Here is a 12,281-nt window from a genome sequence, read left to right as displayed (position 1 = left end):
CGTGGGCTTTTTTGGTCGAAGCCGGGTTGCAACAAGACCGAATGCGGCATAACACTTTGCCGATAGTAATCGCGGGCTGAATTATTGGATGCCCCGATCGATTCCAATTCACGTCTACAAACAAGGTTCGACCCCATGGCAAAAGCCGCCGTTGCTCCCAAAGCACCCACCAAGACGCAAATCCTTGCTAACATCGCTGAAGAGACCGAACTGTCCAAAAAGGACGTAGCGGCCGTCTTCGACGCGTTGACCGCCGAAATCGCCAAGTCGCTTGGCAAGGGCGGCCCTGGCCAATTCGCGATCCCTGGCCTCTGCAAGATCGTCCTGAAGGACGTTCCAGCAAAGCCAAAGCGTAAGGGACGTAACCCGGCCGACGGACAAGAAATCTGGTTGAAGCCCAAGCCCGCCAGCAAGAAGTTGTCGATCCGCCCTTTGAAGGGTCTGAAGGAAATGGCGTAAAGCCGTTATCAGTTTGACTGAGAACAATCGTGATTGGCGATAGGCGACGTTAAGCGGTCGCCAATCACTTCGATTCTGGTGGCGGAGCGTCTCTCTTTGGACGCTCCATCACCGATTCGATGCGAACCGCTTTCTTGCCCTTGAATGCACCCACGCGGGCATTGAATTTCGGGACATCTTGAACCGCAAGCTCCAGCGGCGAATTGATTTCTTTTTCTGTCGTGATGATGTCGCCGACCGCCAGCTCCAGCAGGTCTCCGGTCCGAATCTTCGATCTCGCCAACGTGACCACAATATCCACCGGCGCCTCGCTCATGCTGGTCGAGATTTTTCCACGCGTTTCTTCGGTGGGCGTCCCTTTTCCGTAGCCGACCCATCCGTTGCGTGACAGCCGAGAATTGAAATTCTCGATCGTGTTGAAAGGGATGCACAGATTCATCATTCCGCGGTTCTTGCCCAACAAGACTTCGAATCCGACCAGGATCACGACTTCGTTGGGCGGAACGATTTGAACCAGCTGCGGGTTGCTTTCGACTTTCTCGATCGTCAATTCGAGATCGACGATGTTCTCCCAAGATTCGCGCAGCCGTTTCAGGAACAGTTCGACGACACGACCGATCAGTCGATTCTCGATTTCGGTCAGCGGCCGACGTATCGTCTCGTTCGGATCAGGGTCACCACCAAGCATCCGGTCGATGATCGCATACGACAGCGTCGGCGCGATGTCTAAGATCCAATTGCCGTTCAAAGGGGACGGCGCCAGAACGTTGAAGCAGCTAGGGTTGTCCAAGCTGAAAACAAACTCGCTGTACGTCAATTGATCCACGCTCAACAGCTTGACTTCGATCATCGTTCGCAGCATGCCGGAAACCGACGCACCGAAGTTACGAGCGAGCGATTCGTGCAAGGAATGCATGGCTCGCATTTGATCCTTGCCGACCCGTTCGGGTCGCTTGAAGTCATACGCAGTCACACGAGGAGCCGCAGCCGGGGCAGCCGGAGTCGTTCGCGCACCCGCCGTCGGACTTTTTTCGTCGCTGAATTTAGGAGTCTGCGGTTTCGGTGGTGCACCGTCGACCGTTTCCATCGCCTTCAACAGGCTTTCGACTTGGTTTTGGCTCAGTGATTCATCGGACATGTCCGTGTCCCCTTCGGTTGAAAGATCAGGTCGTGGCGATCAGGATGGAAGTAAAACACACTCTTGCAGAACGAACATTCGCAGGTCATCGCCGCCCGTTGCCAATTTCAAACGCAATCCAAAGTGGACGAAACGATGACATCGCACCCACGCGCCTTGATAGGTCAATCTGGTAAGAACAATAAACGCATGATTCCAGACACCTATTCCCTGATCTGTCCGTTTCCACGAACGATGTATTTGTAGCTGGTAAGTTCGCGCAACCCACAGGGCCCGCGAGCATGAAATTTATCGGTTGATATTCCGATCTCGGCGCCCAAGCCGAAAACGCCACCGTCGTTAAACCTAGTGCTGGCGTTGACCATCACCGCAGCGCTGTCGACACGCGTCGTGAACGTGTCCGCAGCCTGCAGGTCGTTGGTGACGATCGCGTCGGTATGGTGCGATCCGTAACGGTTGATGTGCTCGATTGCCTGGCTGATCGAGTCCACGACCGCAATGCTGATCGTTGGCCCCAAGTATTCGGTGCCCCAGTCTTCCTCAGTCGCTGCGACCGCATCGGGCAACCACTCTTTGGCTCGAGCATCGGCACGCATTTCGATGTTGTATTTTCGTAAACGATCGGCAATCGCGGGCAATGCCGTCGACGCGACCGATTCGTGAATCAACAGCGACTCGCACGCGTTGCATACACCCATACGCTGGCACTTCGCGTTTTCAATGATGGACGCGGCCATGTCGATGTCGGCCGAGGTATCCACATAGACGTGGCAATTGCCGTCGAAGTGTTTGATGACCGGCATCGTCGCTTCTGTTGCAACCCGACGGATCAGCCCTTCGCCACCGCGGGGGATCGTCACGTCGATCAAGTCGCTCATCGTCAAGAATTCGCCGACGGCGGCGCGATCCGTGGTAGCGACCAATTGCACCGCAGCTTTTGGGATTCCGCTTTGGACCGCGACGGCCGACAATTGGTCGACGATGGCGCGACTGCTGTGGATGGCTTCCTTGCCGCCGCGAAGGATCACCGCATTGCCGCTCTTGACGCAGATGCCGGCCGCGTCAGCAGTCACGTTGGGGCGGCTTTCGTAGATGAAGAACACGACGCCCAACGGAACACGTCGCTTCAAGATTTGCAGTCCGCCCGGACGCGTGAATCCGTCAATCACTTCACCAATCGGATCGGGCAGCGCCGCGATCTCTCGCAGCCCCGCGGCGATCGCGGCAATTCGTTGGTCGTCCAGTCGAAGTCGATCGATCGCAGCGTCTGTCAATCCGTATTCCGGCGCCGCAGCCAAATCGAGTTGGTTCGCAGCGATGATCTTGTCCGAATGGGCGACCAGGGCGTCCGCAGATTGGTGCAGCCAGCGGTTCTTAACTTCCGTATCAAGCGATGCCAACTCGTACGACGCCGCACGTGCAGCTTCGGCAGTTTGGCGACAATAAGTACCGAGTTCAGGTTCGGTGACGAGCGAAGACATGTTTGAAAGGGAACCTAGATACCTAGTGGAATTCAACGTGGGATAGGCTTCCAGCCTGTCATTTTCGCCTAGTTTTCAATGACAGGCTAGACGACAGGCTGGAAGCCTATCCCACGTTTTGGGTGCGGCGCTGCACTACGATTCTCGACAAAGACGGCCCCAAGGTCAACGTCGATCCCCCGCGCCGACGATGCCGCTGGCCCGCAAAGTCGGCGCAATCGAGGCTGAAAGTTGAAAATCATGGTCAAACCGGGGCGTCAGGGCGTTGACGTGAAAGTGCAATCTGAGACACTTTGCCCATCTGCAGACACCAAAGACACGAATCAAGCGGCCGTGGCGAAACTGGCAGACGCGCAAGGTTGAGGGCCTTGTGGGAGTTAATCCCGTGGAGGTTCGAGTCCTCTCGGCCGCATCGTCATCTTCCGAGTGGACGATTTGTGGTGATCAATGCTGGCCGGCACTCATCCGGGGATGCGAGTTTGTTTCCATTACGAGGGAGCAAATCTCGCCAGGCTTTTCACTTCCCCATGCCCCCCCTCGAAGCATTTAGCGGCTGTAGTGGAAATTATGCGGCGGCAGCTGGATTATCGCGGCTTCTTGGCCTCGGATTTCGGTGCGGGCGACGGATGATTCAAATTCGATGGCGGGAATGACATTGCCGCGCGGTTCGAAATCTTGCGATCCCAAATTTTGACAAGCCCATCCCTGCCAATTGCGGCGATGAGTGTCCCATTGGGACAGAAGTCCACATCTGCGACAGACCGTAAAGGGCCAGCATCTCGTCGCCATCGGTTGCACTATGAATCCGAACCATTCCGCTCGCGTCACCGCCAGACGGATGCGGTTCGCATTGTTGGTTGCAACGACAGCTCCGCTGGGACTGAGCCGTCGCACCTCATCGCCCATGAAGTGCAATGATCGTGTTTTCTTTCCAGAACTAGCGCTCAGAATGATCAGCTCGTTGTCGCCGTATCACGACAACCAGCCCGAGCGGCATGTCGGGTGGCTTCCTTCTCTGATTCATTCTAACGAACTGCCTGCTACGTGCTGACCACGCTGGCCACGACCAGGACAGCCGCGATCGTGGCGATCGACGATGCCAGCCCGACGTTACTCCTTGACCACAGCCACAACCGCTCGACCGATCCGACGCGGCGAGCGCGGATAGGGCGACCGTCCAAGAACCGTTCCAAGTCGTCGGCCATTGCCGCGGCCGTGCGATAGCGCCGGCGAGGATCCTTTTCCATCGCTTTGTCGACAATGGTTTGCAGGTCATGCGGTACGCGATGATTCAACGATCGCAGCGGAGCCGGTTGCTTGTCGCGGATCGCGGCGATCAAACTGACACGATCGTACGCGGCAAATGGCGTTTGTAACGCCAGCATCTCGTACAGCGTCACGCCCAACGAGTAGACATCGCTGCTGGCATCACAGGATCCCGTAAAACGTTCCGGTGACATGTACCGCAGCGTCCCAACGACGTCACCATCACGGGTGAAGTCGATGTCATCTGTTTTCGCAAGTCCAAAGTCCGTGATCCACGCGACTCCTTGCGGATCCAAGAGGATGTTGGACGGTTTGACATCGCGATGCACAATGCCACGTTCGTGAGCATGCTGGAGTCCATCGGCAACTTGCTGTCCGATTCGCGCGACGTTGCGAAAGAACGGTTTGGACTGCCCCGACACCGTCAATGTCGAACTTCCTTTGGCAATCGGGACCGTGTCGTCGCTGCCAAGGATCGGTTGCGTTTGCGGCAGTTCCAACACCGAGGCAATGCACGATGTCATGAGTCGCGAATCGGCGGCAGCATTTTTGGTGTTCGTCGCGGCTACCGTGACCGCGGATCGTTCTTTGTCTGCTGCCAGCGCCTTCGGCTCACCTTGACGGACTTCATTCGGTAAACCGAGACGTGATTGGGCCCTATCTTTGTCGCGGATCTCGCGCAATTGGCGGATCACCGCGTCAAGCGAATAGCCTCCGATGAATTGCATCGCATAGTAACAATGCTTGCCGTCATCGCCGACCTCGAACACCGGAACGATGTTGGTGTGGTGAAGCCCGGCCGCTGAACGAGCTTCCTGCTGGAACCGTGCTACCGCGCCGGGATTGGTTGCCGCGTGACTTGGCAAGACTTTGAGCGCCACTTTTCGCGACAGTGGCACTTGAACCGCTTCATACACGACCCCCATCCCGCCACGTCCGGCGACGCGAATCAATTCGTAGTCTTCGATCTCGGGCCAACCGGCTTCGGGCAGTGACGGCGGCTCGAACCGCTTTTCATCAACGAACGATTCAGCACCGAGACTATGCAGCACACACAGGGTTTCCAGCATCCGCCGAAGCGGCCCGTCAATGGCTGGGGTCTTGATCACTTGGGGATGCGAACCGACAAATGCATCAATTCCCGTGATCTTCCCCTCACGCGTCGCTAATAGAAACTCCTCAGCGATCTGATCGATCAGAACTTCACTGTCCGGTAATGAGTTTGAGCGAACGTGGTTTGTGTCGTCACGACTCGCGTCCGGTGAATTATGGTTCATTGCGTACTTTTGAACGAGTCGATTCGCTTCACGTGCAGTTCCGAAACGGCCCGATTATCCCAGAAAGCCCCCAGAGTCAAACGACCGGGAGTCGTTTTTTTTCTTAAAAAAACGGAAGAGCGTTTTGGATTTTGCTCGAACCGTTGGTAACCGTGTGAGGCTGCATCATCCCCCGGAGTACATGGTTTGTCGAAGCCCAATATTCACCCAATGCGTCAGGCTTCTCGCCTGCTTCGAGCGCCGCGTCTAACTTTTTCACCTTAACTTCCGACACCACCCAGCCGCCGAGCTTGGTGCGTATGGCCAGGACACCGGGCTGCGCCTTGTACCAGACTTTACTCTGGCTGAGCGCGGCGATGGAGCCTGTCCATTCGTAAAGCGGCTGGCCGACGAGATTGGTGGTGATGGTCGCGTTTTCGCCGTCGAGGCGCACGGTCACTTCCAATGTATGCGGCTCGGCATCCTTCACCTGTTCGCCTTCGACGACTCCGGGCAGGTCTTCGCACAGCGGCGTCCTTCACGAACGGCTACATCTTGGCGACTGTCGGATACGGAATGGCCGGTGCGTCGGGGCTAGGTGCTAGGGCGGTGATGCTCCCGGTCTGCGCAGCATCAATTTGCCGTAGCGGCGTGCCTGCCTTCCGATCCCACACGGTGAACGCCGAGTGGTCGATTTTCTCATGCATCAGCTCCTGCGGCCAAACGAGAAAAATGAGAATTCCCTAAAACTCTTCAATCACTTCGCGGCCCTGATGTGAGATCAAGTCAACCAACACCTTCGCAGAAATACTCTCGGTGAGAAATCGGACTGATCCATCGGCCAACAAGAAATTGGCACCACCACCGTGGAACGAATAGATCTCATCATCATTGGTGTAGTTGATCGCTCGTTCGTTATCCGCGTAAAATTGGTTGGTCGGATCTGACCAACCCGCCGATTCGACGTCCGTGCCGCTGGGATCAAGCCGGCCCAACAAAAACTTGTCAGGACGACCACCGCACTCTACCAACATGATCGTGTTGCTCAATCCGTCCAGCAGATCTCGCATTCTCGAACGATTTGACAGAAGCCCGGTATCGGAGATCTGGCCGGTTGCCCATCTTGTCAGAGTCGCAAAGTCGACAGTGGGATTGGGCCACATTCCCATCACCACGGGCCTGCCTTCAAAATCGGGTTTGATTCGAGGATCATCCGTCGTCTCGATCGTGCCATTGCCGTTGCGATCCAATCCCGCGCTGATAAGCAAATTGCCTGCCACTGCGTTGCAGATCGAATAGTCTGAGACTCCGAGCACGGTATTGGTGCGGACAAACGCTGCTGGATTGATTGGTAATCCAGCCAGGGCAAGTTGATCCACGTTGTAACCATTAGCCGGATCAAAAGCCTTGGTGATGGTCGGGTTGCTTCGCGCTGCCGACGGGCAAACCATAGAAGGAATCGGCGAACTGACCACGGGTTGATTGACCGTGTCAGCAAAGAAAGTTGTTTTGTCGTATGCCTCAAACAATCCGGTTTGCTCCAGATACGGTGCGGTGGAAATCACCCAGCTTTGTAGCTTCAACTTCGTTGTCGGCCCCGGGGCACCCGAGAAACCGTATTCCCAGTAACCTGGGAACTCAGAAAATGCACCGTGGAAGTTGTGGAGAGCCAGCCCACACTGTTTTATATTGTTCTGGCAACTCATTCGGCGTGCCGCTTCACGAGCAGCTTGAACGGCTGGCAACAACAATCCAACCAGCACGCCAATGATGGCGATCACAACCAATAGCTCTATAAGAGTGAACCCTCGGTTGACACGGCGCAGGGGCTGATCTGACTTGTTTGTCACAGATGGGCTCATCGAAGCAGCGGAAATTGAAACTGAAATGTTAGATGCTCTTAGCGATCCAAAGCCTCCCTTGACTCACCCCCGCAATAAAGCCGTTAGCGCTCGCCAAGATAGATTTTCTACTTAAACGCTGCAAATATCTAGTGGTCATTTCTAGTTTCGCCGCTGGACATATCGTGGGCGCGACGACGGAGTGTGGTGCGAGCCTGAGCGAGTGACAGTTCATTTGAAAACCGAAAGCGATTATTAGATCCGATCAATTTGGCGATCAGAGGGTCTGATGTGAGTGAAATCAGTTCAATACAGGCGAGACATGCTTCGCATTCGTCCAGGTGCCGGGAAATGAGGTCCGCTTGTTCGCGATTGATACGGCCATCCCATAAACCTTGCAAATCGGCCTTTGTAGGGTGACAGATGTGCTCGGACATGAGTTTAGATCACAAGGGGCTAGAGACGACATGGAAGGGACTCGGCGACCACAGTCAAGCTGCACGCACTTCTTTCTATCTCCCTTCATCGCGTGAGTCTCACAGCATTTTTCGCGAACTCACGCGAAAAGGGACAAAACGATAGCGGAATCCAGTGCTTGTCGGCCCCTTCTTGACGATTGTTTTCAAAGCTAGCTTTGGATAGGTTGGCTCTCCAGTTGAAGCGTCGCCCGATGTCGCTACTTCGTTTCGACGTTTCGCTTACACCCTGACCTCGGCCATGCAATCAGATTTTCCTTCACAGGTTCAGCGCAAAATCCAAAAGCTCTGCGACGACTTTCAGCGGCAATTGCGAAATGGTGAAAGACCGCCAATCGAGTCATTTTTAGAGGGATGGACGGGCGATGAGTCGGTGTTTCTACGAACTCGGCTGGAAACCATCCAAGACGACCTCAACGCCAGTTTCTCTGTGGGAGGAGAGGAGTTCACTCGATCCCAATTGGATGTAACCAGCGATCTTGATGACGACAATCGGCACAAACCCGCGGGAAATGCACCGACCGTCACGGCCGATTCGCGGCCTGTAAAGCCGCTAAGTGGTAGCGGCAATCGATCTGGAGCCGGTGCGAGGTTCATGCCAGGTCAATTGCTCGCTGATCGTTATCGGATTGTTTCTATGCTCGGCCGCGGCGGCATGGGTGAAGTCTATCGGGCTGAAGACATACGCCTGGGGCACACGGTCGCCTTAAAGTTTTTGCCCGTCGAACGAGCGGGCAACCAACGACATTTGGAGTACCTGTACAAAGAGGTGCGTCTGTCCCAGCGTCTGACCAATCCACACATTTGTCGTGTACACGACCTAGTGGAAGTTGACGGCCAGCATTGTTTGTCGATGGAATACATCGAGGGCGAAGATCTGAAATCGTTGCTTCGCAGAGTCGGACCGCTTCCGGAGCCGAAAGCATTGGAACTGGCTCATCAGATTTGCGACGGACTCCATGCCGCTCACCAAGTCGGAGTTTTACATCGTGACTTGAAATCCGCGAACGTCATGATTGATGAGCGTGGACGAGCGCGTATCGCCGACTTTGGACTTGCTCGCGAGAAAAACCTGATCGACCCAAATGAAGGCTTGACGGGTTCGCCTAACTATATGGCACCGGAGCAAATGGCACGCAACGAAACGAGCGTCCAGTCGGACCTGTTCTCGCTAGGACTGATTCTGTTCGAAGTGCTGACGGGCAAGCCCGCGCATAACGGCACCTCACGAGACGAAATTGGGAGGATGCACCAGCGAGACGAAGCCGAACAGGCAATCCTAAAACGCAATGACATCTCGCCCGCGATCGTTACCGCAATCGCGACTTGTCTACGCCGCAAACCCGAAGACCGACCGTCCAGTGTTGCCGCTTTCGCGGAAACGCTGCCGGGACGCTTATCGTTGTCTGACGCCTTTCGATCTGGTGAGATGGCCTCGCCCAATATGATCGCCGAAGTGCGATCACGAAACAGCACGATCGACCGACATCGCATCGGTTGGATCATGGCGGCCTGCATCAGCGTCTTGATCGCAGTGGCATATTTCAGCACGACGTTTCAGCAATTCGGCATTGATCGCTCATTGACTTCACTAGCCGATGATGCTTCCGAGTACCGAGAATTGCTTGGTTGGCCCGCGGGGACCAGCAACGTGTACCGATACGTCGCCAATCGACCAGCGATGCGATGGTTCAGCAACAACGCGGCTGCACCAGACCAGCACGAGTCAGGAAATCGATCTTACAGTGCTTACGAAAGTTCTTATTTCTGGTATCGGGAAAGTCCAACGCCCTTGATCGCGCTGCTGCCCTATTGGAAAGGCGATGGTTTCTTGGTCGTCGACGAAGTTCGTCCTTCGATCCTTGCACCCGATGGCATGCACATGCGGTTAGATGCACAGGGAAATCTCAAATACTATTCTGCGATTCCATCCACGGAATTCTTTTCGAGTCAAGACTCTTCTGCACCGGATGTTGAAGACACGGAATTTGAAGACGCTGAAGGTAACCCCTGGTGGCATCAGCCATTGGAGTTGGCTGGGTTGTCGCCGTCGCAGATTTCCCGCCTGCAGCCGATCCCGCCTGAATTCACTCCATTGGGATTTGCGAACGAGCGCCGCAGTTGGATCTTGCCGAAGACCGACGACGAACTATCTTCTCGCGTGAATTCTGCAGCAAGCATCGACAACGCAAACACTGACACACCGATCGCGGCTCGGATCGAGCAGATGGTTCGCATCGATGCAGCACGAGCGGACGATACCGTGACTTACTTTCGAATCGTCATGCCCTGGGACGATGCCTCGCCCGTGATCCCATGGAATGGGTTCGCAAGTCGCAATCGGGTGCTAGCGATTCTGATTATTACCTGGATTCCGGTGCTGTTGGGGCTAATCGTTTGGCAGGTCAGAAAAAACTTGTACGCAAAACGAGCTGACCGCCTTGGTGCGATTCGATTGGCTGGCTTCGGTGCGTTTACCGTGATCATGATTTGGTTGCTTGGTGGCACCCATGCGGTCGATGCGCTGGAAATGGATACACTGGTCACCGCGCTGGCCGGCGCCTGTTTGGTTTACGTTGTCATGTGGCTCGCGTATATCGCCTTTGAACCCGTGGTACGACGTCACTGGCCCACTTCACTGGTCAGTTGGAGTCGTCTATTGCACGGAAACTGGAATGATTCCCTGGTCGGTCGCGATGTGTTGATCGGATGCACGGTCGGCGCACTGGCCGCGATTAGCAAGCACTTGATTTTCGATCTGCCATCACTGTGGGGCGATGCGACGTTCGGACTTCCCAACGTCACCAACCTGACGCCGTTACATGGGCTTCGCATCGCCGTCGGAGAGGTTACCACCGCCGCATCCCAGGCAATTGTCTACAGTATCTTCTTCCAACTCTTTTTTCTCATTGCGCTGCGAGTTCTGACTGGCCGCACTGCTGTGGCGGCGCCCATTTTCGTCGCGGTTTTGTCAACAATGGTCGCCGCGCAGTACGAGCCGGCTTGGTTGGCATTCGTCGTCACGGCGATTGAAATGAGTGTCATGGCCTATCTGTACCTACGAGTGGGTCTGCTAGCAGCCGTCACGATGCACTTTGTTCGTTTGATGCGGAAATGGCCGATGGCGAATGACATTTCATCTTGGTACATCGAAACGACCGGAATCTCGTTGTGCGTGATCGCGTTACTCATCGCTTTGGCTATCTATGCCGGTCGCCCGCAACGTCTGTCTTCGGCTGACGCTGCGTATTGATCGCAGTTGAGAGCGATCGGGCATAAGTCCCGTAGCTGATCCCGCCAGGGTTCAGTTGGATATTGGTCATGATCGTCTGAACCGTGGCCGGCCCAGCTACGACAGTCCGTCGTTCAAAAGAACTCTTGGAACTCGGATCGCAGGCGGCGCAAGATTTTGTACTTCGCATTGTAGATCGCCCCAATGGTCATGTCCAATTCGTCGGCCACGTCTTTTGGAAGTCGCCCGTCGACGGCAACCTTAATGAAAGCTTGCCACGTGGATGGTTCAAACTCCGTGTTCAAGAGCTCAACCGCTTGTCGGTAAATCGTTCGAATGTCGTGTTTGGCCTGTTTCGACTCGAGAACTTCCGGCACGTTCTCGGCGAGCCGATTCCATTCGACTAGGGCTGACGATCCTCCTGTTGCGATCGGCCGTTTGGCCGCAGCCCGAAAGTGATCCAGGATTTTGAATCGAGTAATGCCCCACAGCCAACCGTGAAAAGAATCCTCTTCACGGCTGCGACGGAAATCGCCCAGGTTCTTCGCCACGGCCCGGAAAACCTCCTGCGTCACATCCGCCGCATCTTGATGTTCAACCCCGGCTCTGCGGCACCACTGGTAGATCAACGGTGTGAACAGGAGCGCGAAGCGATCCCACTGCCCGGAGTCGCCCGCCTTCATACCGTCCAGCATTGAATGCGAGGTTGACGAGTCCTTCAAGTCCGGCTTCGCGGCCATCGAGTCATCCGTCACTGAGAGAGAGTTTTTGCAAGAACACCCATTGATCGCACGATCAACAGAATTTTCACAGAACTTGGAAACCTGGTGTGACACTCCTCCGGTGATCACACCGTCCCGCTAGTAGTGTGAAGCGAACGCTCAACGAACGCAATAAGGAACTGTCCCGAAACAGATTCCGTATTTGCAAACAACGGTCGTAGCTGATCCCGCCAGGGTTCAGTCCATTTCGATCTGCATTCAACTGAACCCTGGCGGGACTAGCTAGTGTCTGTCCGGAAATCACTCCGAGTGCGATTTCCTCGGGGTGAGCTTACGAGTTTCAGTCGCGAAGATTCGGATTCCGAGTAGCGGGCGAAGTGATTTCCGGCTTCTCTACATGTTTTGCGAGC

At 55.3% G+C, this 12,281-nt stretch carries 9 protein-coding genes and 1 tRNA gene; 3 read left to right on the top strand and 7 right to left on the bottom strand.

Annotation, left to right across the window (positions count from 1 at the left end):
* The first annotated feature begins 135 nt into the window (after positions 1-135).
* Positions 136-459, top strand: coding sequence for an HU family DNA-binding protein (locus Poly51_RS18185; protein ID WP_146459233.1), 324 nt, complete (start codon positions 136-138; stop codon positions 457-459).
* Positions 460-523: 64 nt separating this feature from the next.
* Here the strand turns inward: Poly51_RS18185 and fliM are convergent, their stop codons facing one another.
* The gene (gene fliM / locus Poly51_RS18180; protein WP_146459232.1) at positions 524-1,597 is read right to left on the bottom strand and encodes a flagellar motor switch protein FliM; all 1,074 of its coding nucleotides are present in this window, start codon (positions 1,595-1,597) and stop codon (positions 524-526) included.
* Positions 1,598-1,800: 203 nt separating this feature from the next.
* The gene (locus Poly51_RS18175; protein WP_146459231.1) at positions 1,801-3,078 is read right to left on the bottom strand and encodes a glutamate-5-semialdehyde dehydrogenase; all 1,278 of its coding nucleotides are present in this window, start codon (positions 3,076-3,078) and stop codon (positions 1,801-1,803) included.
* A gap of 327 nt (positions 3,079-3,405) precedes the next feature.
* On the opposite strand from Poly51_RS18175, the gene Poly51_RS18170 reads away from it, so the two are divergent.
* Positions 3,406-3,490, top strand: a tRNA-Leu gene (locus Poly51_RS18170).
* 628 nt (positions 3,491-4,118) lie between these two features.
* On the opposite strand, the gene Poly51_RS18165 is transcribed toward Poly51_RS18170, so the two are convergent.
* The 4 genes from Poly51_RS18165 to Poly51_RS18155 all read right to left on the bottom strand — a co-directional run bounded on the left by Poly51_RS18165 (position 4,119) and on the right by Poly51_RS18155 (position 7,450).
* A complete protein-coding gene (locus Poly51_RS18165) occupies positions 4,119-5,621 on the bottom strand; it encodes a serine/threonine-protein kinase (RefSeq protein ID WP_146459230.1) in 1,503 nt (500 codons plus the stop codon).
* A 103-nt stretch (positions 5,622-5,724) separates the two neighbouring features.
* Positions 5,725-6,090, bottom strand: a complete 366-nt coding sequence (locus tag Poly51_RS18160; protein ID WP_146459229.1) for a hypothetical protein — start codon at positions 6,088-6,090, stop codon at positions 5,725-5,727.
* 58 nt (positions 6,091-6,148) lie between these two features.
* Positions 6,149-6,307 carry a hypothetical protein gene (locus tag Poly51_RS30540; protein WP_186775646.1) on the bottom strand — a complete coding sequence of 53 codons (159 nt, stop codon included), beginning with the start codon at positions 6,305-6,307 and terminating at the stop codon, positions 6,149-6,151.
* 36 nt (positions 6,308-6,343) lie between these two features.
* A complete protein-coding gene (locus Poly51_RS18155; protein WP_186775645.1) occupies positions 6,344-7,450 on the bottom strand; it encodes a DUF1559 domain-containing protein in 1,107 nt (368 codons plus the stop codon).
* Positions 7,451-8,158: 708 nt separating this feature from the next.
* Here Poly51_RS18155 and Poly51_RS18150 point away from each other — a divergent pair.
* A complete protein-coding gene (locus Poly51_RS18150; protein WP_146459227.1) occupies positions 8,159-11,170 on the top strand; it encodes a serine/threonine-protein kinase in 3,012 nt (1,003 codons plus the stop codon).
* A gap of 113 nt (positions 11,171-11,283) precedes the next feature.
* Here Poly51_RS18150 and Poly51_RS18145 read toward each other — a convergent pair whose 3' ends face one another.
* Positions 11,284-11,889 carry an RNA polymerase sigma factor gene (locus tag Poly51_RS18145; protein WP_146459226.1) on the bottom strand — a complete coding sequence of 202 codons (606 nt, stop codon included), beginning with the start codon at positions 11,887-11,889 and terminating at the stop codon, positions 11,284-11,286.
* Positions 11,890-12,281 lie beyond the last annotated feature (392 nt).

It is taken from the genome of Rubripirellula tenax (assembly GCF_007860125.1).
Classification (GTDB): Bacteria; Planctomycetota; Planctomycetia; order Pirellulales; family Pirellulaceae; genus Rubripirellula; species Rubripirellula tenax.
This window is presented reverse-complemented; position numbering and strand designations above follow the sequence as displayed.

What these genes read in the sequence shown, in the direction of transcription:
- fliM (WP_146459232.1), bottom strand. Translation starts at nt 1,597, where the DNA reads ATGTCCGATGAATCACTGAGCCAAAACCAAGTCGAAAGCCTGTTGAAG.
- Poly51_RS18175 (WP_146459231.1), bottom strand. Translation starts at nt 3,078, where the DNA reads ATGTCTTCGCTCGTCACCGAACCTGAACTCGGTACTTATTGTCGCCAA.
- Poly51_RS18165 (WP_146459230.1), bottom strand. Translation starts at nt 5,621, where the DNA reads ATGAACCATAATTCACCGGACGCGAGTCGTGACGACACAAACCACGTT.
- Poly51_RS18150 (WP_146459227.1), top strand. Translation starts at nt 8,159, where the DNA reads ATGCAATCAGATTTTCCTTCACAGGTTCAGCGCAAAATCCAAAAGCTC.
- Poly51_RS30540 (WP_186775646.1), bottom strand. Translation starts at nt 6,307, where the DNA reads ATGCATGAGAAAATCGACCACTCGGCGTTCACCGTGTGGGATCGGAAG.
- Poly51_RS18145 (WP_146459226.1), bottom strand. Translation starts at nt 11,889, where the DNA reads ATGGCCGCGAAGCCGGACTTGAAGGACTCGTCAACCTCGCATTCAATG.
- Poly51_RS18185 (WP_146459233.1), top strand. Translation starts at nt 136, where the DNA reads ATGGCAAAAGCCGCCGTTGCTCCCAAAGCACCCACCAAGACGCAAATC.